The sequence below is a fragment of the Saccharopolyspora sp. NPDC050642 genome, assembly GCF_040654735.1.
GTDB lineage: Bacteria > Actinomycetota > Actinomycetes > Mycobacteriales > Pseudonocardiaceae > Saccharopolyspora > Saccharopolyspora elongata.
This window is the reverse complement of sequence record NZ_JBFAIN010000009.1, coordinates 59101-83236: the sequence shown is the minus strand read 5'-3', so window position 1 is coordinate 83236 and position 24136 is coordinate 59101. Positions and strand designations below refer to the sequence as shown.

16 protein-coding genes and 1 pseudogene are annotated in these 24136 nt (G+C 68.8%); 12 read left to right on the top strand and 5 right to left on the bottom strand.

The genetic code is table 11. The features are described 5' to 3' along the window. Nucleotides 1–465 precede the first annotated feature (465 nt). The 4 genes and pseudogenes from AB0H93_RS16595 to AB0H93_RS16580 form a co-directional block, all read right to left on the bottom strand. Nucleotides 466–999: pseudogene (locus AB0H93_RS16595) on the bottom strand (Glu/Leu/Phe/Val dehydrogenase dimerization domain-containing protein); the annotation flags it as partial. A 13-nt stretch (nucleotides 1000–1012) separates the two neighbouring features. Further along, nucleotides 1013–2449 carry a TIGR00366 family protein gene (locus tag AB0H93_RS16590; RefSeq protein ID WP_358573106.1) on the bottom strand — a complete coding sequence of 479 codons (1437 nt, stop codon included), beginning with the start codon at nucleotides 2447–2449 and terminating at the stop codon, nucleotides 1013–1015. Beyond that, nucleotides 2449–3408, bottom strand: coding sequence for an ornithine cyclodeaminase family protein (locus AB0H93_RS16585; RefSeq protein WP_358573104.1), 960 nt, complete (start codon nucleotides 3406–3408; stop codon nucleotides 2449–2451). The genes AB0H93_RS16590 and AB0H93_RS16585 overlap by 1 nt, the downstream gene beginning before the upstream one ends. Nucleotides 3409–3424: 16 nt before the next feature. Beyond that, the gene (locus AB0H93_RS16580; RefSeq protein WP_358573102.1) at nucleotides 3425–6790 is read right to left on the bottom strand and encodes a molybdopterin-dependent oxidoreductase; all 3366 of its coding nucleotides are present in this window, start codon (nucleotides 6788–6790) and stop codon (nucleotides 3425–3427) included. A gap of 107 nt (nucleotides 6791–6897) precedes the next feature. Here AB0H93_RS16580 and AB0H93_RS16575 point away from each other — a divergent pair, with 107 nt between their 5' ends. From AB0H93_RS16575 to mycP, 4 genes are all read left to right on the top strand, one after another. Next, entirely contained in the window at nucleotides 6898–7551 is a 654-nt protein-coding gene (locus AB0H93_RS16575) for a GntR family transcriptional regulator (protein WP_358573100.1), read from the top strand. Between the two features lie 1678 nt (nucleotides 7552–9229). Then, nucleotides 9230–9520, top strand: a complete 291-nt coding sequence (locus tag AB0H93_RS16570; RefSeq protein ID WP_358573098.1) for an SAM-dependent methyltransferase — start codon at nucleotides 9230–9232, stop codon at nucleotides 9518–9520. A gap of 440 nt (nucleotides 9521–9960) precedes the next feature. Further along, entirely contained in the window at nucleotides 9961–12123 is a 2163-nt protein-coding gene (locus tag AB0H93_RS16565) for a hypothetical protein (RefSeq protein ID WP_358573094.1), read from the top strand. A gap of 38 nt (nucleotides 12124–12161) precedes the next feature. Beyond that, nucleotides 12162–13385 carry a type VII secretion-associated serine protease mycosin gene (gene mycP, locus AB0H93_RS16560; RefSeq protein WP_358573092.1) on the top strand — a complete coding sequence of 408 codons (1224 nt, stop codon included), beginning with the start codon at nucleotides 12162–12164 and terminating at the stop codon, nucleotides 13383–13385. Here mycP and eccCa read toward each other — a convergent pair whose 3' ends face one another. Further along, on the bottom strand, nucleotides 13386–17390 hold the full coding sequence (eccCa, locus tag AB0H93_RS16555; RefSeq protein WP_358573090.1) for a type VII secretion protein EccCa: 4005 nt from the start codon (nucleotides 17388–17390) through the stop codon (nucleotides 13386–13388). Between the two features lie 139 nt (nucleotides 17391–17529). Between eccCa and eccD the strand changes: the two genes are divergently transcribed. The 8 genes from eccD (at nucleotide 17530) to AB0H93_RS16515 (ending at nucleotide 24094) form a co-directional block, all read left to right on the top strand. Then, complete coding sequence (eccD, locus tag AB0H93_RS16550; protein ID WP_358573088.1) at nucleotides 17530–18927, top strand: type VII secretion integral membrane protein EccD; 1398 nt, start codon at nucleotides 17530–17532, stop codon at nucleotides 18925–18927. Between the two features lie 53 nt (nucleotides 18928–18980). After that, the gene (gene eccB / locus AB0H93_RS16545) at nucleotides 18981–20411 is read left to right on the top strand and encodes a type VII secretion protein EccB (protein WP_358573086.1); all 1431 of its coding nucleotides are present in this window, start codon (nucleotides 18981–18983) and stop codon (nucleotides 20409–20411) included. A 143-nt stretch (nucleotides 20412–20554) separates the two neighbouring features. Continuing rightward, nucleotides 20555–20947 carry a hypothetical protein gene (locus tag AB0H93_RS16540; RefSeq protein WP_358573084.1) on the top strand — a complete coding sequence of 131 codons (393 nt, stop codon included), beginning with the start codon at nucleotides 20555–20557 and terminating at the stop codon, nucleotides 20945–20947. Between the two features lie 40 nt (nucleotides 20948–20987). Next, complete coding sequence (locus tag AB0H93_RS16535) at nucleotides 20988–21278, top strand: WXG100 family type VII secretion target (protein ID WP_358573082.1); 291 nt, start codon at nucleotides 20988–20990, stop codon at nucleotides 21276–21278. Between the two features lie 7 nt (nucleotides 21279–21285). Next, entirely contained in the window at nucleotides 21286–21660 is a 375-nt protein-coding gene (locus tag AB0H93_RS16530) for a hypothetical protein (RefSeq protein WP_358573080.1), read from the top strand. 33 nt (nucleotides 21661–21693) lie between these two features. Beyond that, nucleotides 21694–23202: a hypothetical protein gene (locus AB0H93_RS16525; RefSeq protein ID WP_358573078.1), complete on the top strand. Its 1509-nt coding sequence runs from the start codon at nucleotides 21694–21696 to the stop codon at nucleotides 23200–23202. Next, complete coding sequence (locus AB0H93_RS16520) at nucleotides 23202–23675, top strand: YbaB/EbfC family nucleoid-associated protein (RefSeq protein ID WP_358573076.1); 474 nt, start codon at nucleotides 23202–23204, stop codon at nucleotides 23673–23675. The genes AB0H93_RS16525 and AB0H93_RS16520 overlap by 1 nt, the downstream gene beginning before the upstream one ends. A 62-nt stretch (nucleotides 23676–23737) precedes the next feature. Continuing rightward, complete coding sequence (locus AB0H93_RS16515; protein WP_358573074.1) at nucleotides 23738–24094, top strand: hypothetical protein; 357 nt, start codon at nucleotides 23738–23740, stop codon at nucleotides 24092–24094. Nucleotides 24095–24136 lie beyond the last annotated feature (42 nt).

Genomic DNA, 24136 nt, shown 5'->3' with positions numbered 1-24136 from the left:
CACTCAGATCGAGGGCAGAGGCGATGTTGGTACACAGTGGCAGCCCGATTCCTAAAGCCTGTCCCGTAATCGTGGCTCTGGGTGGTAGCGGATCATGTACGGGTGCAGGTGATCGGGGTTGACCAGCCGACGTGGATACCGACGTTCACGGGGCTGTCGGTGCGGCAGTTCAGCAAACTGGTGGGCATCGTGCGAGGTCGTGGCGCCGAGCAGACCGGCGCCGGTCGTCGGTGGGGCCTGTCGCTGGACGACCGGGTGCTGCTGGTCGCGGTGTATTAACGCACCAACCTGACCTTGCGGCAGGTCGCGTTGCTCTTCGATGTCTCCAAGTCCGCGGCCGGGCGGGTCGTGGACCACCTCGACCCCTATCCCGCGTTGTCTGCGACCACGCGCAAGCACAGCCCGGAGACGGTGCTGATCGTGGACGTCACCGTGCGCCACGAGGCGCTGGATGATCGAGCGGGGGTAGTCGATCTCGCGGCCTCCGACGCCGATATCTCCTGCGGGGACGTCGGTGTGCGGGTCGATGTGCCGGTGCAGCTCGGTCATGAACGCCTGGCAGAACCGCATGATTCGCCGTCCGACCGGCCGGCCGGGTCGAAATCGGAACCGTCCTTGCCTCCGCCGATCCTCAGGCCGGTGAGCGCATTCTTGAAGACCTGCTCGAAGGCGAGGAACTTCACGACGCCGAGGGTGACGCTGGGGTGGAAACGCAGCCCGCCCTTGTACGGGCCCAGCGCCGAGCTGAACCCCACCCGGAAACCGTGGTTGACCTGGGGCTTACCGGTGTCATCGGTCCACACGACGCGGAACATCACCTGGCGTTCGGGCTCGCAGAGCCGTTCGAGCAGGGCGGCGTTACGCAGCCGGGGATCCCGGCGCAGCGCGGGTTGGATGGCGTCGAGTACCTCGAAGACGGCTTGATGGAACTCCGGCTCGGCGGGGGTTGCGCCGGGCTATCTCGCTGTACAGCGATGAGGATTCGGTGTCGAGGGTCATCGTCTCGGTCCTTTCAGGGCTGGACGGGCGGGTGGTACGCGAGAGTGGGTGAGAGCAGCGTGAGTAGGCCGAGCACAACTGGGAGCAGGACCAGCAGGTAGAGGAAGGTGTAGCCGACGATGTCGCGCGCCTTGAGCGAGAGCACGCCGAGCAGTGGCAGCATCCAGAACGGGTTGATCAGGTTGGGCAGTGCTTCTGCGGCGTTGTAGATCTGCACAGTCCAGCCAAGGTTCACACCCACGTCGGAGGCCGACTGCATGACGTAGGGCGCTTCGATGATCCACTTGCCGCCGCCGGATGGGATGAGGAAGCCGAGGACCACCGAGTAGCCGCCGATTAGGAGCGGGAACAACCCGGGTGAACCGACGCTGGTGAAGGCCGACGCGAGGTAGTGGGAGAGGGTGTGACCGCTGCCGTCGTCGGCCTTGGTCATGATCGCGGCGATACCGGCATAGAAGGGGAACTGGATGAGGACACCGCCAGTGGCAGGTACTGCTTTGGTGACCGCGGCGAGGAACCGGCGGGGCCGCCAGTGCAGCAGTAGGCCGAGAGCGAGGAACAGCAGGTTGTAGGTGTTGAGCCCGGAGATCGCGACGATCGGGTCCTGGCCGGCGAATTGCTGCACCGCCCACCCGCCGACGAGCGCGACGACGACCACGGTGAGGATCGGGCTGTATTCGAGCCATTCGCCAGGCCGCGACCGTGGCGTGTCGTCCTCGATCGGGTCACGCGGGTCGATGCCGAGATCAGTGGCGGTGCGCACAAGCTCACCCCGCGGTGCGGACAAGAAGGCGATGATCACACAGACGACCACGATCACTGTGGCGACCAGCAGTGACTGCCAGGTGAAGATGGTCTCTCGGAAGGGAATCACGCCTGTGATCGGCAGTAGTGACTTGGGGATGCTGGCCGGGTTGGCCTGGAGCTGGGCTGCCGAGGAGCTCAGACCGAGCGCCCAACTGCCACCGAGGCCGAGGTAGGCCGCCGCGGACGCGGCGCGGTAGTCCACGCGCAGTGAGTTACGTTCGGCCAGCCGCCGCACCAGCAGGGCGCTGAAGATCAGGCTGAAGCCCCAGTTCAACAGGGCCGTGAGCAAACTGACGGTGGCCACCATGGCCACGGCGCCGCGGGGTGTCTTCGGCAGCTGGGCGAATTTGGTGATGACGCGGCTGATCGGGCGAGAGGTAGCCACTACGTACCCGCCGATGGCGACCATGGCCATTTGCATCGTGAATGGGATCAGGTCCCAGAACCCGTTGCCGAAAACCGAGGAGACCGTGGTGGGCGACGACCCGATGCACAGTGCTGCGATGGCCACGACCGCGACGGTGAGCAGTGCGAATACCAGGGTGTTGGGGAACCATCGTTCAGACCAGGCGGCGCTGTGGGTGGCGATCCTGGCCAGCAGGCCGGATTCGTTGCTGCGTGAGGTGGGAGTGGTATCGGTCATCACGACTCCTGGTGGGTTCTTTGCACGGGCTGGCGCGAGGCGCGGTAGACGAGTGCCGCGGCGGTGAGGTCAGCCAGGGCGGTGCCGACGGTTTTGAACACGGTGACCTGCTCGTCATCAGCGCGGGCGGGGAGCTCGCCGCGGCAGAGCTCGGGCAGGGTGCCGGCGACCGAGGCGGGATCGAGGACGCCTGCGGCGATGGGCTGGGTGAGGTCGCCGGACTCCTCGAGTGCGACCGGGGAGTCGAGGTAGACGGTGCCGCGGCGGACGCACTCGTCGTCGGCTTCGCGCATGGTGGGGCGGAAGCTCCCGATGAGGTCCAGGTGGGTGCCAGGGCGGAGCCAGTCGCCACGGATGACCGGGCTCGTGGCAAGGGTGGCGCAGGTGATGATGTCGGCTTGCGCGACGGAGGCGGACAGGACGGTGGCCGGGCGCGCGTTGATCCCGTCGTTGGTCAGCTGGTTGATCAGCCGCTCGACGGCCGCGGGATTCTGGTCGTACACCAGGACCTTTTGAAGGTCGAACACGGCCGAGTAGGCCGCGGCGGCAAGGCTGCCGATGTGGCCGGCGCCGACGATCAGGTGGACGCTGCTGTCCTTGCGAGCGAGGTAGGACGCGGCCAGCGCCGAGGTCGCCACGGTACGTCGGCGCGTGAGCTCGTTGCCGTCGATCACCGCTAGGTGCTTGCCGGTGGTGGCGCTGGCCAGGACGAACGCCGAGGACAGGGCCGGCAGGCCGGAGGTGCTGTTGGCGGGAAAGACGTTCACGAGTTTGACGCCGAGGTACTCTCCGTCGCTCCACGACGGCATCAGCAGCAGGGTGGCGTCGGTTGTGGCGTCGATGGTGTGGTGGTGGCGGTCGGGGGTATGCGCGCCTCTTGCGAACCCGTCCCGCAGCGCGGGAATGAGTGCGTCGAAGGTGAGGGCTCGGGCGGTGTGCTCGGCGTTCACGGTCAGCATGGGCTCTCTCTTCTGGTCAGGCGTCGAGGACGAGGTCGGATGCCGGCACCGACTGGCACGTCAGGCAGTGGTCGTCGGGCAGGTCGTCAGCCGGGGCGACGAGGTGGGCGACACTGCCGCTCAGTACGGGAACGGCGCAGCTTTCGCACTGCCCCAGCCGGCATCCGCTGGGCAGGGAGATTCCTTCCCGTTCGGCCAGTTGCAGCAGGGTGCCGTCGGCCTTGCGCCAGCGCAGTTCCTGGTTCGAGCGGGCGAAGCGGACGGTCGCGGTGGCATCGTCGGGAACGACGACGTCGCGCGCCGCCGAGTGGAACTTCTCGGCGAAGATGTCGAACCGGGGGACTCCGTGGGCGAGCAGTCCGTTGGTGATTTCGTCGAGCATCGCCTCGGGTCCGCACAGGTAAAACCGGGCGCGGCGGCAGATCAGGTCGGGATCGACTGCTGCGGCGGTGATTCGGCCGCGCACCGCGTAGTCTCTGCCGACGAGGTCGCCGGGAGCGGGCCTGCTGTAGTGGTCGACCACGCGCAGGGTGGGTATCGACTGAGCCAGGGCGTGGATGCGGTGCGCGAACACGTGGCTCGCCTTGTCACGGCTGCCGTGGTGCAGAACGACCTCGGGTATGTCTGCGTCCGAGATGGCCAGCGTCTCCAGGTAACCGAGGAAAGGCGTGACCCCGATTCCCGCGGCCAGCAGCACGATCGGCTGGGAGTGCGTAAGCGGGAGGGTGAAAAGACCGCCGGGCGATGTGACCAGTACCCGAGTACCGGGCCGGAACCGTTCGTGGATCACTGTGGACAGTTGGCCGTCGGTGACTCGGCGCACCGCGATGGAGTAGCCGGTGCGCTGTTGTTCGCGGGCCGGGCCGGTGAGGGAGTAGCTGCGGGCAGTCGCGGGGTCGTCGTCGGCGGCGACCGTGACGTGCTGGCCAGGCCTATAGTCCGGCAGCGGGAAGCCCTTCGCCGGGCGAAGGCGCAGCGAGACGACTTCTGGGGTCACCGGCAACGCTGTGTCGACGACGAACTCGCGCTGACCGTGCCAGTCAGCCGCGGGTACCCGCCGCACCTCGCATGGGGTCGAACGCATCGGCACCGAACCGCTGACCGGGTCATGGCTGTCATCGTCGATGAGCAGGTTGTAGTTCGTTCCGCCGGAGTGCAGCGGATCCGACCCGGGCAGACCGAGATCGGGTGTCTCCTGCCACCATCCGTACTCGGCGACCACCACATCGGAGTGCAGTGAGTCGTCGATGCGGGCGCGCATCCGCACGGTGTCGTTGCGGGTCCTGATCTCGATCCAATCGCCGTTCTCGATGCCACGCGCGGCGGCAAGTCCGGCGCTGATGTCGGCCGTCGGCTCCGGAAAGCGCTTGCGCAGCGAGGCCAGCCCTCGATGCTGGCTGTGGCAGAAATAGCCGTTCTTGGCGCAAGTGAGGACAAGCGGGAAACGCGGGTCCGAGGCGGCCGGGCGGTGCACGGGGACCGGTGAGTAGCCGTGTTCGACCAGCCGCTCGGAATAGAACTCGACTCGCCGGGTCGGGGTCGCGAAACCGGTCACCCCACCACCGGCGTCGCGGTCGGCATACTTGCGATACCGGGTGCGCAGTGGGATGCGAATCCCGCCGGGATGCAGGCGCAAGTCCGCGACACGAACTCCGAGCGGGGCCAGCTGGTGATCCCATGCGGCTTCGATGTCGCCGCCAAAGAACTGTTTCCCCATGCCCAGCCGTCGCGCGAGGTCGAACACGACCTCGGTATCCGAACGTGACTCACCGATGGGCTCGACCATCCGGGGCCGGAGCTGCACTTGTTCCTGCGCCCGTGGGGTGATCTCGAAGCCCACCTTGATCGCCTCATGTTCCCAGGGGCTGTTGACAGGCAACAGGATGTCGGCGAAGCGGGCGGCAGTGGGGTTTTCGAACAGGTCCAGGTGGACGCAGAACTCGAGAGCCCTTAGCGCGGCCGCGGTGCGCACGGGATCGGGCTGGGAGAGCAGGAGGTTCCCACCGAAGGAGAACAGCGCCCGGATCGGGTAAGGGTGACCGGTGAGCATGGCTTGACGCAGATCGCGCATGTTCACCCAGCCCTGATTAGGCGGACCGAGCGGGAACCGTTTCGCGCCAAGGGCTTTAGCGCGCTGATCGGCCGACAGTTGGTCGGGCGTGGTCACCTGGTTGACCGGATGGCGCGGCAGGACAACGTTGCCGCCGGGGACGTCATAACTGCCGGTCAGGGCGTACAAAGTAGCGATAGCGCGTTCGGTCTGGGTGGCGTTGGCGTGCTGCCCGACGCCGGACCACGCCGCGTATGCCACAGAAGACGCGTGTGCCAAGTCGTCGGCGAAGGCGGCGATCTGGCCTGACTCGACGCCGGTGACGGCCGCAGCGCGGTCCAGCGGCCAGGCTTTGCACGCTTCGGTATAGCGCTCAAACGCCGGCACGCAGTCGACCTGGCCGGTGTAGGTCAGAACACGCTGCTTTCCGCGCAGCGCGAACCGCTCCGGCGACACGGCGGCTCTTGCCGGGTCATATGGCTCGGCGCGTCCGGACTGCTCGTTCCACACCACGTAGCCGGTCAGCTCCGGATCTAGTTCTCCCGCTCGTAGGAACCGGCCGTTGTCGAGCCGCACGAGCAGCGGAGCATTGCTCCATGTACGGACGAACGCCTCGTCGTAACCTTCAGTCGCAAGCAGTCGCCCGGCTACGCCAAGCGCCAGCGCCGCGTCCGTACCCGGCCGCACCCGCAGCCAGTGATCGGCCTGCATCGCACTGGTGGACCGGCGCGGGTCGACCACGGCCAGGCGGGCACCCCGGCTGCGGGCCTCAGCCAGTGCTGCGGACTGTGCCAGCCAGGACTTGGCCGGGTTGTGCCCCCAGAGCACAGCCAGGTCGGTGCCCGCGTAGTCGGCCGCGGGCAGCCCGCTGCCGAAGGTGAATGCGTGCGCGAAGTCCTTGTGCCAGTTGCAGATCTCGGTCGAGTAGCACGTGTTGGGGCTGCCGAACAGCCGAATGAACCGCTCGACCCAGTCGATCGAGTCCGACATCGGGGTGCCGCTTGGGGAGGTGACGGAGAAGGCCACGGCCTCAGGCCCGCTTTCGTCTCGGATTTGCCCCAAGCGGTCGGCGACCTCACTGAGCGCCTCATCCCAGCTGATCTCGCGCCAACGCGGGTCGGGATCGGATTTCGGGGTGGTCCGGCGCAGGGGACGGGTGAGCCGCCCAGGGCTGTGCACGATCTCGCCAGCAGCACGACCCTTCGGGCACATCGCTGCGCCGGTCGGGTGTTCGGCGTCGGGGCGGACCGCGAGCAGTGAGCCGCCTTCCACCGTGTAGATCGCGCCGCATCGCGAGCGGCACAACGTGCAGTAACCCCGTACTTCACCCATCAGCTACTCCTGTGGCCGGTAACCGGTTACCCATCACCGGTTAGCGAGTAAGATGCATCTCGTTGAGAGAGAAGTCAAGGGCTCATAACCGGTGAAGGGGAGCTGAGTTGGCGGGACTGCAGTACACGAACCTGCGCGACCAAGCGCTAGAGGTGATCCGGCAGGCACTCGTGTCGGGTGAGATACGTCCGGGAGACATCTACTCCGCGGCCGCGCTGGCCAACCAGCTCGGAGTGTCCAGCAGCCCGGTGCGAGAGGCCATGTTGACCCTGGTGAACCAGGGGCTGATGGAGCCGGTGCGCAATCGTGGCTACCGGGTCGTGGCGATGAGTGAGCATGATCTCGACGAGGTCTACGAAATGCGCCTGCTGGTCGAGGTGCCGGGCACGTTGCGGGCTGCCGAGAACGCCACTCAAGAGGATCTCAGCCGGCTGGCCGCCGTGGCCGCCGAGATCGAGGAGGCGGCGAAGGAGGGCGACATTGTGCGCTTCCTCGATGCCGACCGCCGCTTCCACCTCGACTTGCTCGCACTCTGCGGGAACCAGCGTCTGGTCAACACCGTAGCGGCCTTGCGTGACCAGACCCGCCTGTACGGGCTGGAAAGCCTCGCGGATGCCGGGCGGTTGGTCGATTCGGCCGGTGAGCACCGCGATTTCCTGGCCGCCATAGCCGAACGCGACACTCGACGACTCGAGACCATTGTGCAACGTCACCTGCGTCATGTCCGGGCCGACTGGGCGGGTGTGGACGCGGACAACTGACTCATACCGGTTCCAGGCCGTCGCCGACGGTGCCGTTCGGCCTGAGGCTGGCCGCATGCCCATGCGATCTCATCCATCTTGCAGTGCGCTCGGTGGCTGGCGTCGACTCACCGATGCCAGGCACCAACAGTTCCTCGAACACCCGGAAACGGGCGCTTCATCTGTTCGAGGGCTACGTCGGGACCTCCGAATCCGAGTTCCGCGCGGAGGTCGAATCCGAGCAGGCCCTCGCCCGCGGCGGACACCTCCTCGCCATGATCGACGCCCACGGACACGGCCATCTGAACGGGCCGGCCGCCGACGAAGCAGGCCCGCCGGCTCGACGAGCGCCGGTCATCCGGCGAGCTATCGGCTCGAAGCGCCCGCGACCACGTCTTGGCGCAAGCCCAGGCCGCCGGTCGCCGCCCCAGCGTTCTCGCGGTCGCGCGACAGCTCGGCCTGTCCAACACCACGTTTCGCCACCACTTCCCCGACATCGCCCGTGAAGTCAGCGACACCCGACGCACACACCACGACGGCATGCAGGCACCGATCGGCGACCGCGAGCGCGTTCGGCCGAGTCGGAGGCTGGTTTTGAGCGTGCGGTGATGGGTTGAGCGCAGTTGTCGTCGCTCATCTCTGTTTTGCTGGTCGAATTGGCGTGACGTATGCGCCCCGATGCCCAGCATGGGTAGGCGTGAAGGTCGGCTCTTGTCAAGGGGATGGGAGTCGTCTTCAGGTGATCCGTTTTGACGCTGGTGGATGGGAGGAAAGTGGGAGGATTGTCCTGTCCTGGACTGCGTTGTACTGCGCTCAACGTCAGCGATCTGCGCCTATTTATCCTGCGGTTTCTGGGTTTTCGCTGTTGAGTGTCTCTTGTGGACATGTCTGGGGGTCAAGGGGTCGCAGGTTCAAATCCTGTCAGCCCGACCGTGAAGAGAGCCCGCTGACCTGCACATAAGTGCAGGTCAGCGGGCTTTTTCGTGTGCCGGTGTGGATCTTGAGTGATCGTCCCGATGGGTGCCGTCTCGATTTTTCGGCATTTTTGGGAGGATTTCGGGAGGATCGGTTTCGCGGGTGCGAAATGGGGTCGCGTAGTGGGAGGTGCCGCCGTTCACCCGCGCGGGTGGTTCTGGTGTGCCGTGCGCTTGGTGTTGATCGAGCGGAGACCAGGTCGTTGTCTGCCGCTAGCCCCACGGTGCTATACGGCTGTGATCAGTCGTCACAAGGGCCTCTTTGGTTCCTCCTCCTGGTCGACCGCTCCCCCTCGCCGATTCGTCTCCGCTCACAGCAGGCTGATCGGCCTGTTCTTCTTCGAAGGTCATGCTCGTATGTTCCTCAGCGAAGTCTGGTTCGTCGTCGGGTTCGCCCGCTCCGGTTCCCCGTCCAGTCAACTTCACTCCTGGCTTCGACTAGGTTGACCACATCCCTACTCGTCGCCCGCATCCCGAACATGCTTCAGCTCTTCCCCGAGCTCTTCCCCGGTCACGACCAAGAGCCGTTCCGCGCCCGGCTGGCGGAACGGACGCGCTAGCTGCCAAGTCCTGTACAGGATGCCAAGACGGCTCGCAGTGCTCGTCGTCACTGAGCTGGCGCCGATTCAGTACACCTTGCTGCCTGAAGTCGGCCCGCGCACCCGGGGATGTCGCCACCGGTTGGGACATGGTTCGGTGGGGTGCGGCGATGTTGATCTGGAAGCGTGGAGGTGTTGCGATCGGGGAGGGGTACCACGGGCATCGCGAGATCCTGCGCTGGCGCTCCCGGGCCTAGGTCGGCCCGGTTCTTCGACGGCCTCGAACAGGTCGAGCCCGGGATCGTCCAGATTGACAGGTGGCGCCCTGACGACGGTATCGCCCTGAACATCCCGGATGCGGACATCGCCATGTACGGCGCCATCGCCCGCAGCGATGAATCGGTGGTGCCAGCCGAGCAAGGTACCCGGGATGATCAGCGATGCCGAGTTTGCAGACCGGGCAGGGAATTGAACTAGATGCCGGTCCGTCGACTCTAGTGGACTGGGCGGGCAAAATGTTGGAACAGGCCTGCCTTTTCGTACCGTGGCAGGAGTAACTCCGCCCTTTTTCGCGGCATCGTCGCGGTCGTGCTGTCGATGGCCGGTGAGGAAAAACCCTGGCTTGGGGAATGGTCTGCCCAGGCAGTGGTTGCGGCTGGGCGTGGATGTCCAGAATCGCGGTGGCATCTTCCGCCAACAATGTCGGCAGGCGTCCCGGCGGTTGGGGCGGCCTGGAGCGCGCTGCTGCAGGGGAACAGAGGCTCATGTCAGTACCTGGACCATCTTCGAAACGATGGGCGGCCGTTCCGCGCGATGCGGTTGAGAACACCGAGGGCAGCAGCCTGGTGTTCCGGTGGCGGGGATCGATCGGCCTGGTCGGTCAGCGCGGCGAGGCGGCCGATACGTGCGAAAGGGGCGTGTTCGACGCGTTGCCGCAGGCCCCGGGCGTCGCTGCACTGGTGATTTCCGGGGCTGCTGCCAGTGATCCGGGGCTGACGACGGCTTTGCGGCAGGCATGCGGGAAGCTCTTCGGCGGCCCCGTGCCGCATCGGATGCTCTGGTTGGTCATGCCGGGGGCGGGGCGTCCCGACGCGTTCGGGAACGTTTGTGCGCAGGTGCTGGCGGACTCCTTCGGGGTTGAGGTCATCGCGCCCGCCGGTCAGCTCGCTGTCATTCCGCCCGGGTCCGCGTTCGTGGTCGGCGCTGCTGGCGCGGCGGGTTGGAACCGCTTCCGCCGAGGCGCGCCGAGCGCTCCCTTCGGGTATCGGCTGCCGCCGCCGAGCTGGGAGGCGGTGCTCCCCGGTCTTCCCCTGGTCGAGAAGGACCTAGTATTCGAACACGTTCCCGCCGGGCTGCTGGTGCGGAACGTGCGCTCGCGGCCTTCCTGCCTGGGCGATCCCGCGTGGGACGTACCGGTGGACGCGCGCCGACCGCGCGTGGTGCTGGGACGGCCCGGGGAGGACGAAATCCCTCACGAGCAGCTCGTGGCCGGATTGCGCCGGCTGCCACCGCAATTGTCTGACGCGGCTTGGTTCGTGCCGGGCGCAGCAGGTACCCAGGTTGCGGCTTGGTCGCAGGGACTTGCCGAGTCGCTGGGGCGCGGTGTCGTCGTAACCCCCGGGGTCCCGATGGCCGATGGCTCGGTCGTCGTCCGAGAGGTGCCTGGCGGAAGAACGTGGCCCACGATGCCCACCCTGCTCCGGTATTCGCCTGGAGCGCCCGCTGAAGTCCTGGCCGCCGCACCACCGCCCCTAGGATGGGTCGCGGATGGTGCGCTGCGCTACCGCCCGGCGGCGGGACAGCGGGTTGGGCTTCGCGTGGTGCCGGCCGGCCTGGTCATGACGGGCCCCGATGACACCGCCGGCCCCCTGGACGGACCATTCGAGCCGCATCGGATGACGATCGCGGTGACACCATCCGCTGCGGCTGAGGGGATGGACCTGCTGCGGGATCTGCTCGGCTGGTTGGCGCAACGGTGCGGCGGCTGTGTTCGGATCCTCGCGATGGGTGCGCAGGAGGAGCGCTTGCGCGATGAACTCCGCTGCATAGCAAGAGAATCCGGTGTAGAACTCGATGTGCGCGGCGCGCTGGCCGTGGAGCCACCGCGTGCGAAGACCAAGTCCGGTGAAGAGTCCACCGTGGTGATCCCGACTGCGGCGAAGGCTCGGCCGGTCACACTGAGTTCCGGACCATCGGCTTCGCCGTCTTCGGAGCGTACCGAGCCGACGACCGCGCGGTTGGACGCACGAATCACCGGTGTCCGCTCAGCTCCGCATGTTCCTCCTCTGGTCCCCAGCGGACATAAGAGCCGCGAAGGCGAGCGGGCGGCATTCCTTGCATGGGCGGTCGACGAGTTCAACGACGCGGTGGGTGTTGTGAACGCAGCACTCGCGCTCACGCCGGCGCTGCGGGGCGACGATGAGACCGCCGCGCGCGTCGACCTCGTCGCGGTGCGCCTCTACCTCGGTGCCGGTGCGCGTGGCGGTGCGGCGATCAACGAGGCACTCAGGGAGGATCGGGTGCTGCCTTGCCCCGAATACCTGGCGTGCCTGACCTCCGGGCTCCGGCGACTGCCGGTGCGGCGCGGGCCGGTCTTCCGCCAGGCAAGTTGGTCGTGGCAGCAGGACGTGCGGGATGCTTACACGCCCGGCGAGCTGCTGTCGGAGCCGGGCTTGCTCAGCGCCGTGCCCACGGGCGAGCGCGTCGCCGTGGACATGGCCGTCGATTTCGGCATCTGGTCCAGGACCGCGCGCCGCACGTCGGCTCTCGCTACCCCCGGAGAGAACGAGGAGCTGGTGTTCTGCCAGCGCAGTCGGTTCAAGGTGCTGGCCGTTGACGACAGCGCAGACGCTCGTCCGGCCGTGCTGCTGGGAGAACTCGCCGCAGACGAGAAAGGCGGTGCCGGCGAGCTGACCGACCACGATCTTGCCGTAGCGGAGAAGCTTCGTGACGCGTTGCGGCTTCACCGTGCCACCGAGCCGTCTGAGATGGGTGAGGTGCAGGCGTCTCGCTTCCAGCGCCCCGTGGGGCTCGTCGCAGGTGCCGTGGCGGGGCAGTCCATTTCCGCAACGGCCTCGTGAGCACCGCAGAATTCCGTCAACTCCTTCGGAGCGAACCGATGAACGCTTTCGCCAGCCGTTCCGCTCGCACCGCCGCCGTGGTGTGCTTGGCGTGCGCGATGTTGGGAGGTGCGGTGCAACCGGCGCTTGCGGCGCCGAACGCGGGACCGCCCGACAGGTCGTCGATCCAGGGCTGCGCCCCGCCGCCGACCGTCACCGACGGGGCCATCCCGTGGGCGCAGTTGCAACTCGCCCCGCAGCGCGTTTGGAAGGTCACGCGCGGGCAGGGGGTCGTCGTCGCCGTCGTCGACTCGGGTGTCGACCCCAACTCGCCGCAGCTGGCCGGTTCCGTGTTGGCGGGCAAGGCCGTTGCGGGTGCGGCCGACTCCGATTGTTCGGGGCAGGGCACGTTCGTCGCCGGGATCATCGCCGCGAAGCAGGTGCACGGCATCGGCTTCGCCGGGATCGCGCCGGAGGCACGCGTCCTGCCGGTGCGCGTCCTGGACGGCCCGGCGAACGGGGATCCCGGCACGCTGGCGAAGGGGATCCGCATCGCGGCGGATTCGGGAGCCCGCGTCATCAACGTCTCCACCACCACCTCGCAGCCCAGCGCCGACCTCGAATCCGCGGTCGCATACGCGCGATCCCGCGACGCGCTGGTCGTCGCCGCGGCGAAGGGCGGCGACGACGGCTCGGTAACCTACCCGGCGGCCTACCCGGGGGTGCTCGCGGTGGGAGCTGTCAACGAAACCGGGCAACCCGGCGCTTATGCGGAGACCGGTGCGTCGGTCGAACTCGTCGCGCCCGGCGAGGGCGTCGTCAGCATCGGCCCCGGCGGGCCGGGGCATTGGCAGGGCTCGGGGACCGCTTACGCGACTCCTTTCGTCTCCGCCACGGCGGCGCTCGTCCGCGCGTACCGCCCGGAGCTCAACGCCGACCAGGTCGCGCAACGCCTGCTGGCGACCGCGAATCCGTCGGGAGGAACCGTTCCGGACCCGAACACCGGTTGGGGCATGGTGAACCCGTACGCGGCGGTGACCGCCGCGGTCGCCGCGGGCGCCGATGCGCGACCGGGCGGTGGGACCGCCGAACGGGTCGAGCACCCGGTCGTGCCCGCGCCCGACCCGACGCCCGGACGCATCGTCGTTGTCACCGCCGCCTCGGCGGTCGTGCTCGGCGTCGTCACGTGGCTGATTTCCATGCTCGTCCCGGCCGGGCGTCGCCGGGGCTGGCGGCCCGCCCGCAAGGTCGTCGTCGCGGACGGGGCCTCCGAACACCGCTGATCAGCTCCGCGCCGGGCCCGCCACCGGAGCGTTCCCAGATCGATCACCGTCGAGCAGCGGCGTCTGCACCAGCCGGACCACGCGTCGGCGGTTGACGAACTGGGCACGCCCGGGCGGAAGTTGCCTGGGCCGCAGGTTGCCCACGAAGCTGCCTTCGTCCTTGGGGCACGAGAACAGCAGCACCGGCGTGCCGAGCTCCCACAGCCGGCGCATCACCGGGTCCATCATCGCCCGGCCGCCACCGGAGGTGCTGCGCGCGATGATCAGGTGCAACCCGATGTCGTGGCCCTGCGGGAGCAACGAGATCAGCGGCTGCAGCGGATTGGTCAGGCCGTTCTCCACCAGCTCGGCGTCGTCGACGACGATGAACAGCCGGCCACCGGACCACCAGTCGCGCTTCGGCAGCCGGTCCGGTCCGACCTCCGGGCCGGGCACCCGTGCGGCCAGCGCTTCCGCCGCCTCCGCGATCTGCTTCGCGAGGCTCTCGGCGGTCACCGAGTACCCGATCTGGTACTCGGCGGGCACTGCGTCGTGCATCTCCCGCCTGGGGTCGGCGAACAGCACCCGGGCCTGCTCCGGCGAATACCGGCGGGTCACCGCCTCGGTGAGGTAGCGGAGCATGTTCGTCTTCCCGCTCTCGGTGTCGCCGAACACGACCAGGTGCGGGGTCTGGTCGAAGTCGTGCCACAGCGGCCCGAGCTCGACGTCGTCGAGGCCGAGCGGCACCTGGAACACCGCGTTCTCGTGCGCCACGCGGAGTTCGGGGAGCTGCCGCGCCGGGACCTCCGGCGGCAGCATTCGAACCGGGGGCGCGGGCACCGCGCCGGGGCCGCCGACGGCCTGCACCAGGTCGGCCACCGCATCGGCGAGGTCCTCGGTGGACGAACGGCCGTCGATCCGCGGGAGGGCGGCGAGGAAGTGCCGCCTGCTCGTGGTGATGCCCCGGCCGGGCGCGGCCGGAACGGTGGCCGCCAGCCTGCCGTTGACCTCGGACTCGACCGGGTCGCCGAGGCGCAGCTCGAACCGCGTGCCCAGCACGTCCCGCAGCCACGGGCGCATGTCGGACCACCGCGCGGAGCACACCACCAGGTGGATGCCGAAGCCGAGGCCTCGTGCGGCGATGTCCTGCAACCGGGTCTCCAGGTCGTCGAACTCGTTGCGCAGCGTGTACCAGCCGTCGATGACCAGGAAGACGTCGCCGCAGGGGTCCTCGTCGAGGAACCGGCCCTGGGCGCGAGCCCGCCGGTACGCGGCCATCGAGTCGAGGTTGTGCGAGGCGAACAGCTGCTCCCGGCGTTGCAGCAGGTTGGTGATCTCCTGCACGGTGCGGGTGATGCGGTCCCGGTCCAGCCGGTTCGCGACGCTGCCGACGTGCGGCAGGCCGGACAGCGCGGCCAGCGACCCGCCGCCGAAGTCCAGGCAGTAGAACTGCACCTCGGTGGAGGTGTGGGTCAGTGCGAAGGCGCAGATCAGGGTGCGCAGCAACGTGGATTTGCCGCTCTGGGGCGCACCGACGATCGCCACGTGCCCCTTCGCGCCGGACAGGTCGGCGGCGAGCAGCTCGCGGCGTTGCTGAGCGGGAAGGTCGACCAAGCCCACCGGGACGACCAGCGTGCGCGCCGGATCCCGGTCCACCGCGTGCAGACCCAGCTCGGGGTCCTCCTGCAGAGCGGGCAGCAGGTCGTCCAGCGCTGCGGGTTCCCGCAGCGGCGGTAGCCACACTCGGCGCGCCGCCGGGCCGTGGCCTGCCAGCCGGTCGAGGATCACGTCCATCGTGGACAGCCGTTCCTCGCCGGTTTGCGGTTGTGCCACAACAGGTTCTTCGACGTCGAGCCGGCGCTGGGCCACGTGCTCGCCGGTGAATTCGGCCAGCTGCTCCGCGACGACCTTCTGGCCGGCGCGTCTGCGCGGGGCGCGGTAGGGGCCGGAGACGTAGGCGGCCTTGAAGCGGGTCAGGGTCTGGGTGTCCGAGCGGAGGTAGCCGTTGCCCGGTGCGGTGGGCAGTTCGTAGGCGTCGGGTACGCCGATGACGCTGCGGCTCTCCATCGCGGAGAAGGTGCGCAGCCCGATGCGGTAGGACAGGTGCGTCTCGACCTTGCTGATGCGGCCCTCGTCCAGCCGTTGCGACGCCAGCAGCAGGTGCACGCCGAGGCTGCGGCCGAGGCGGCCGATCATCGCGAACACGTCGATGAATTCCGGTTTGGTGACCAGCATTTCGCTGAACTCGTCGACGACGACGAACAACGCGGGCATCGGCTCCAGCGGCGCGCCGGATCGGCGGGCCTTCTCGTAGTCGCGCCGCGACGCGTAGTTCCCGGCCGAGCGCAGCAGTTCCTGCCGGCGGTTCATCTCCCCGGTCAGGGCGTCCTGCATGCGGTCGACGAGTTCGATCTCGTCGACCAGGTTGGTGATCACGGCGGAGGTGTGCGGCAGCCGGTCGAAACCCAGGAAGGCCGCGCCGCCCTTGAAGTCCACGAGCACGAAGTTGAGTTCTTCGGAGGAGTGCGTCACCGCCAACCCGAGCACGAGGGTGCGCAGGAGCTCGCTCTTGCCGGAGCCGGTGGCGCCGATGAGCATGCCGTGCGGGCCCATGCCGTCCTCGGCGGACTCCTTGATGTCCAGCTCGATCGGGACACCGGAGGTGTCGATGCCGATCGGCACCCGCAGCCGCTGCCGCGCGGGCCGGCCCTGTCGCAGCTCGTCACGGTCGAACCCGTGCGCGTCACCGATGCCCAGCAGCGTGGTCAGCTCGTAGTCGGTCGCCAGCGGTTCGCTGGTGTCGGTGGCCGCGCCGATGCGGAGCGGGGAGAGCGTGCGCGCCAGCGCCGCCGCTGCCGCACCCCCGAGCGCGTCGGGGACGCCGAGCCGGGTGGCCGACTCCTTGCCCGCGCGGTTGAAGGTGACGCTGCTCAGCTCGTCCTCCGCGACGTCCAGGTGCAGGGTGTCGCGTTCGGGCCGCCAGGGAAGCCCGCCTCCGACGTCGATGACCACGGTGTTGCGGTAGCCCTCGTCGGCGAACCGGTGTCCGGTGGGGACGGTGACGCCGTCGAGCACGACGACGACGAGCGGCTCGCGGGCGGTGATGGGACTGGCGCCCTCGAAGCGCGGCCGTTCGGTGAAGTCCTCGCCCAGCAGATCCTCGACCTCGGTCACGTTGTCGGCCATCAGCCGGACCGGCCCGGCGCCATCGCGGCGCTGCGCGTCCTGGGCGTGCGGCAACCACTTGACCCAGTCCCAGGCCGGGCGCTCGCGATCACCGGCGCAGACCGCGATCACCAGGTCGTCGGGGGAGTGGAAGGTGGCGAGCTGGGCGACCATCGCGCGGGTCATCGCGCGCGCCGCTTCGGCGTGGCCGCGCAGCTGGATCCGCGCCAACCCGCGCAGGTAGACCGGCACCGGTGCGGCGGGCAGCCTGCTGTAGGCGCGCAGGAATCGGCGAAGCCCGTGCGCCGACAGCGGTTCCAGGTCTTCGACCGGTTTGGTCTCCGGGGGCACCAGTTTCAGCGCGGAGTGCTGCGGTCCGACGCCGATGCGTACCTCGCCGAAGTCCTCGTGGGTGCCGCGACGTTCCCAGAGCCGGTAGCTCAGCGCCAGCGACCACAGCGACCCCGGGTGCGGGTGCGTCCAGGCCGCCGAGGCCTGCTGCTCGGCCAGCGAACGACGCACCTTCTGGCGCTGCTGCGAGAGGTAGCGCAGGTAGTCCCGGCGGTCGCCGCCCATCTTGTGCTTGCGCTCGCTGGCCGCGCGGATGAGCTGGCTGACGACCATGCCCACCATGGCGACCACCATGACACCGCCCGCGACGTAGGTCATCGGGCCGGGGCGTTGCAGGAACGTCAACGTCATGCTGCCCGACATGAGCACCATGGGCAGGTAGGTGAGCACCGTGCTCAGGCTGTTGCTCTTCGACTCCGGTACCGGCGGCGGCTCCTGGAGGGCGAGTTCGCCCTCCGGCATCTTCGGTCCCACGCGGCGCGCGGGCCGGTTGAACAACGTCGTGGTCAACGTGATCGCCCTTCTGGTGAAACGTTCCCCTACGGATTCCCCGCGCGCCCGGACAACGGGTTCGCGAGCGGTTCGACGCGGCTACTTTTCGCCGTGTCGCGGTTGCGGCCAGCCAGCCAGAGAGGAACCGGACACCGAAATGAAAGGCACTGCCAAGGATGTCACAAGCCGACTCGTCCGGCTACGGCTGACGATCGGATCCAGATCGGTCGAACTCGCGGTCCCCACCGAGGTTCCGCTGGCGGATCTGCTGCCGGCGATCCTGCGGCACGCGGGCCGAGACCTGGCCGACCAGGGGGTGGAGCACGAGGGGTGGGTGTTGCAACGCTTCGGGCAGCCCCCGCTGGACGAGAACCGGACGACCGCCGAACTCGGGCTCGCCGACGGCGAGACCATCTTCCTCAGACCGAGGTCGGCAGCCTTGCCGGAGATGGATTTCGACGACCTCGTGGACGGGATCGCAGCGGAGATGCGTGCCCGCCGCGACCGCTGGAACGACCGGTTGACGCGATGGATGTTGTTGGCGTTCGCGGGGTTCGCGCTGGTGCTGGGCTGGATGACGCTCGCCGTCGCGGAGAACCCGCTGCTGTCCACCGTGCTCGCCGGAGCCGGCGCCGTCGGCCTGCTGGTGGCGGGGGGAGCGCTTGCCCGGGCGAAGTCCGCAACCGTCACGGGATCTGTCCTCGGCGTCCTGGCCGTGGCCTACGCCGTGCAGTCCGGGTGGTTCCTGCCGGTCGCGATCTACCCCGCGGCGCCACCGGCAATGGGTTTGGTGTGCGCGGCGGTCCTCGGCATGCTGCTGGCCGTCCTCGCGCTGCTCGCGATCTCCGACGCCGCGCTGCTGTTCGTGGGAATCCTGTTGCCGGGTGCCCTGATCACCGTGGTGCTGCTGCTGGGCGCCGCCTTGGCGTGGCGCGCCGACCAAGCCGCGGCGTTCGGGCTCGCGCTCTGCATGGTCGTCATGAGCTTCGTGCCGACCATGTCGTTCCGGTTCGCGGGGCTGACGCTCCCCGCGTTGCCCAACAGCGCCGACGAACTGGACGAGGACGTCGAGCCGGTTCCGCACGAGACCGTGGTCGAGCGTTCGGCGGTGGCGGCGCAGTACCTGGTAGCCCTCAGCATCGCGCTCACCGTGACCGAGGTGGTGCTGTTCACCCTGGTCGTCTCCACGTGGCAGCTGTGGCAAGCGGTGCTGGCCATCGTCACCGCCGGGTTGTTGCTGCTGCGGGCCCGTTCGCTGGAAGGCGCCTGGTCGCGGTGGCCGGTGCTGATCGCCGGTGGTTACGGGGTCGCGGCCTTCTGGGCGTGGCTGCTGGTCGGTGCGGATCCCGTGCTGCGGTTGGCAGTGCTGTTCCCGGTCGCGCTGGTGCTGGTGCTGGTGCTCCTGCTGTGCGCGCGGACCATGCCAGGACGGCGGCCCAAGCCGTACTGGGGGCGTGCGATCGACATCTTGGAGGGCTTGGTGGCGGTGACGCTGATCCCGTTGCTGCTGGCGGTCCTCGACGTCTACGTCCTCGTGCGTGGGCTCGCCGGCTAGCGGCCGCGGGCAGCGCATTCCTTCCATCCGAACCGGTTCTGAGGCGAGCGTTCATGCGATCCCGACGTGACCAGGTCCAGGCCTACTTCTTCGTCGTGGGCAGACTGATCTCCGCACTGTTGTCCGGACGCCCGGACGACCCGAACCCACCCACCCGGCGATTCACCGTGAACGCGATCATCGGGTGCCTCGTCGCGGCGCTGGTGGTCGTCGTCTTCGGCATCTCCGGGATCATCTCCCCGGGCGCGAACAAGTCGTGGCGCGCGCCCGGAAGCATCATCGTCGAGAAGGAGACCGGCGCGAAGTACCTCTTCCTGGCCGGGAGCCTGCATCCGGTGCTCAACTTCGCGTCGGCGCGGCTGATGGTCAACAGCCCGCAGGCGAACGTGGTGTCGGTGTCGAGCAACTCGTTGCGGGACGTGCCGCGCGGGCTTCCGGTCGGCATCCCGAACGCGCCCGATTCGCTGCCCGGACCCGACGCGCTGACGCGCGCGCCGTGGTTCGTCTGCGCTGACACCAGCTACGACAAGTCGAACACGCCGTCACCGGTGACGGCGTTGCAGGTCCGCGAGATCGCGGGTGTCCCGCTGGGCCCGGATTCGGGCCTGCTGGTGTCCACACCGGACGGTTCGAAGTACTTGGTGTGGCGGGGAAGCCGGTTCCGGATACCGCAGCAAGCAGTGATCGACGCGCTCGGTTACGGTGCCGTTCGCCCGCTCCCGGTGGCCTCGTCGTGGGTGCAGGCGCTGCCGAGCGGGCCGGACCTGACCGCGCCTGACGTGCCCGAGTTGGGCAAGCCGGCGCTCTCGGTGAAGGGGGAGGCCGGGCGGGTCGGGCAGGTCTACGAAGTGCACAACCCAGTCCTCGGGGACGATCGGTTCTACGTGTTGCTGCCGGACGGATTGGCGCCGTTGAGCCGCACCGGGGCGGGACTGCTGCTGGCGGACCCGGACCTCGCCGCCGCCTATCCCGGCTCGAAGCCGGGCGCGGTGGCGATCGACGCGGCGGCGGTGGGCTCGGTGCCGCGGTCCGCACTGGCGGCGGTGCCGCCGGAACTGCCGGTGGACCCGCCGAAGATCACCCCGGTGGACCGCAACGACCGCGACGTGCCGTGCGCGCGGTTCGCCGTCGGGTCAGGGGGCGAGGTCCCGGTCGAGGTGGTCATGGTGCGGCGCGACGACGCACGCTTCTCCGGCATCGTCCGGTCGCCGCAGCCGACGGGGGCACTGGCCTGCCAGGTCTCGGTCCCGCCGACATTCGGGGTGCTGGCCCGAGACCTGCCGGCGCCGGGGGCCCCGACGGGGGCCCACTACGTGATCACCGATCTCGGGATCAAGTACCCGCTGCCCGGCCCGGACGCGGTCGGGGCGCTGGGCTACGCGGGAGTCGATCCGCTGCCGGTGCCCAGCGAGCTGTTGGCGTTGCTGCCCAACGGCCCCGAGTTGGCTCCGGGGACCGCGACCGAGGTGCGTCCCGGGAGCTGATGAGTAATCCCCCTACCGGCAACGGCGACATGCCCTCACCAACACCACCGGTGTCGCGGGGGTGCTGTCCTGAACAGGGTGCTGGAGCACCCGAATCGACGTGAAACCCGTTGATGCGACTGAGAGAACAGGAGTTCGGGCGAATGTCTGACCAGACCCGGTTGGTCGCGGAGCGGCTCAACGCGTACTCGACCCAGCACGACAACACCGGTGAGGAGGTGAAGAGCACGCGGACGTCGCTCGGCGTGGAGATCGCGACCGTGGCGTCGCAGAACAAGGGCGCGATGATCCAGGCCCTCAACGACGTGCACATGGAGTGGGACCGCCAGTGCCTGACGGTGGAGAACGAGCTCCACGCGATGGCGCAGGCGATCCGCGACGCCAGCGCCAAGTACCAGTCGCAGGACCAGGACATCGCGGAGCAGGTCCGCCGGGTCGGGACGCAGGACGCCGGGCGGGTGGATCCCGTGGCGCCGCAGGACGCCGGGCGGGTGGATCCCGTGGCTCCCTCCGACATGAACCGCTTCCTCAACTAGTCGGCTGGACCAGCCCCGAAGCACGGAAGGACGCACACCAGTGGACGACGAGATCCAGTACCAGTACGCGGCGCTGAGGGCGGGCGTCGACAAGATGCGAGGGGCGACCAAGGCGCTGTCGCAGAAGATCGACGACCTGAAGAACCAGACGGGCAACCTGCTGCAGTCCTGGGACGCCCAAGCGTCGCAGACCTACCAGACGAAGGCCGGCAACATCAGCGCCGCGTTCACCGCCATGAACGAGACGCTGAACCGCGTCACCTCCGCGGTGGACACCGGGCAGGACCACATGCGGCAGATGGACGGCAAGCTCGCGTCGAGCTTCGACTGAGCGCGCGATGACCGACGACACAGCCATGCGGGTCGACGTCGTCGAGCTGGGCAAGGCCGCGTCGGTGGTCGCCGGCATCGCCGGCGAGTGCGCCGGATGCGCCGAACTGGCAGGGGTCGCACCCAGCCCGGGCGACCTGCCGGCGGGGAAATGGTTGCAGGACCTGCTCGCCGAACGACGCGACGAGATCGCCGCGCACTGCGCGCGGCTGGAACGGGTCTTCCGGGAACTCGCCGACCGGATGGCGCAGTTCGCCACCGACGTCCAGGCGCTCGACCAGCACAACGGCTCAGCGGTGAAGTCCCTCGGCGACGGGTTGGCCGAAGCGTTCGATGGTTCGGTGCGGGGCTTCTCCGGCATGCCGGGCGTTCAACAAGTCTGAACTCGACCACTTTGGACCATGGGAGGAGGTGCGATGACCAGCTCGGCTGCCGACGCGGACGATGTCCCGGGCGATGTGGACGCGGCCGTGCGGGCGTTGTCCGGTGCCGATCCGCACAGCTTCTACGACGCGGCGCAGCGGTTCGAGCGCACCGACGCGCGCCTGCGTTCGGTGGCCGAGCAGTTCCGCAGCCGGCTCCGGCACCTGGAGCAGGCTTGGCAGGGGCCCGGTTTCGAGATGTTCGCGCAATCGGCGGACCGGCTGCTGAACCGGGTCGAGCAGGTCGTCGGGGTGCTCGCGGAGCCGAGCTACGCGGGCCTGCTCAACGAGCTCGGCGATGCGCTGGCGGAGGCCAAGCGGGAGGTGGAGGACGCCCGGTCGCAACGCACCGGAGACGGTCTCCCCGCAGATCCCGGGGTCCGTGCCGAGCAGGATGCCAGGGCGCAGGAGGTGCTGCGGCGGCTGGCCGGCTTCTACCAGAGCACGGGGCGCCGGTTCCGCGCGCCACCGGCACAACAGTCCCACGTGCCCGGCGGCTCGGGGCAGGCCGTCAACGCGAGCTTCCACGGCGGAGACGGAACGGTCGGACCGACTTCCGCTGACGGCGGGGGAGCGGGGTCGGGAGGAGAGAACCAACTCGCCGAGCCGGGACAACTTCGACCGGGCGGCGCGGGCGACTCCGGGGTCGATTCGGCCGCCGGTTCGGACGGGACTTTGGCCGTCGAGGGGCCGGGCGAGGGCTCGGCCGGTTCCATCTGGAGTTCGGTGCTGCCGGCCGCGGCGCTGCCCGCTGCTGGGGTGCTCGGGAAGAGCAGGCGGAGCCGGAAGAAGCAGGGACGGCAGGAACGCAGCGACGAGTCCGACGAGAGTCGCAACAGGAGTGAGGAAAGGGACGACAAGCACGGTTCGGCCGACTATCGCGAGGATAAGGACGGTGAGCGCCCAAGCCATGACTCCGTTCAGGAAGAAGAAATAGCAGTCAACAACGCCCCGAATAGCCGGACGCGACCCGAGATGTCCACATCGGACTTGCGCGGCGAACCCGGCTCGCAGCGCGATTCGGCGCGCGACGGTGTCGATCGAATGCCTGAAGCGGCACCGTCGGCCCGTACCGACACCGCCGTAGCCCTGCCCTCGGCCGCGCAGACCGCACATCCCCCGGCGTCCGGGACAGCTGCGTCGGCACTGGGGGCATCGCGATTCTTCCCCGGTTCGGCGACGGCTCCGCCGCCACCGTCGCCGACCGGGCTGCGCAGCGACGGCAGTGCGTTGACCGCTCCGGTGGAGACCGGGCCCGGGCTGGCCGGACAACCAGGCACCGGGCCCGCGACCCAGGGAGCGGGCGGACCGCAGGGCGGGATGCCGCCGATGAACCCGCGCACGATGGGCGGCCCGGGACAGAAGGAGCAACAAGAACCCGGCCACCAGGAACGCGAGCGGAACGTCGCGGAGCGCGAGGACCCGAGCACCTGGCAGGTCGGCGCCGGATTTCCGGGTGCGCTCGGTCGAGCGCACCCGGAACGAGAGAAGGAGGACACCTGATGAGCTCCGATGCGCCGCGCCCGCCGCTGGACATGAGCTCGGCGTTGCAGGCATTGGAAGAGCAGCAGGCGAAGCTGGTCGAGTTCCAGCGCGAGCTGGCCGAGACCACCACGCGGGTCGAGTCACCGGACCGCGTGGTCGCGATCGTGCTCGACGGCCAGGCGGAACTCCGCGAGATCAAGTTCCTCAAGACCGACTACCGCACGATGGCCCCCGCCGAGCTGGGCGAGCTCCTGCTGCGCACCATCCAGCAGGGTCGGGCGAAGGCGGCCGCGAAGGTGCAGGAACTGCTGCCCGCCGAAGCCTTCGGCGATGTCGATCTGCACGGCCTGGCCAGCGGCGAGGCGGACCTGGGCGAGATGCTCGGGCAGATCATGCGCCCGGCGCTGGAGGATCCCCTCGGAGGCTTCCCGGGCCGGCGGCGCGAGCAGGGCGAAGCCGACGACGACTGGGACCGCACCAGGTCCGGATGACCGTGCGGCCGCGGGAGGCAAGGAGCCGTCAACCCTTCCGCAATGACTTCAAGGAGTAGATCGTGGCGGACGAGACGTATGTCAACGCCCCCGGCGTCAAGGCCGACGCCCAGAAGCTCGCGGAGGCGGTGCGGCGTTTCCAGGGATCGTTGGACGAGCTCAAGGCCGTGCTCCAGGCCGACGACAAGTGCTGGAGCGACGACGAGATCGGCGCGGAGTTCGAGAAGAACTACAAGCCGGCGGCCGACAAGGTGACCGACTCGCTGGAGAAAACCGGCAAGAACCTGCTGAGCGTGGCCGAGAAGACGCTGCCCGACTCCGCCCGGTTGTTGCAGGAGCAGGACGACTGCAACGCCGAGGGTATCCGCGCTGCCGCGGCCGATCTCTACCAGGCACCGCCGCCGGATACCAAATCCTGATCGGCACTTCACCGGTCGGCTGAGCTAGGACTCCCGCGGCCC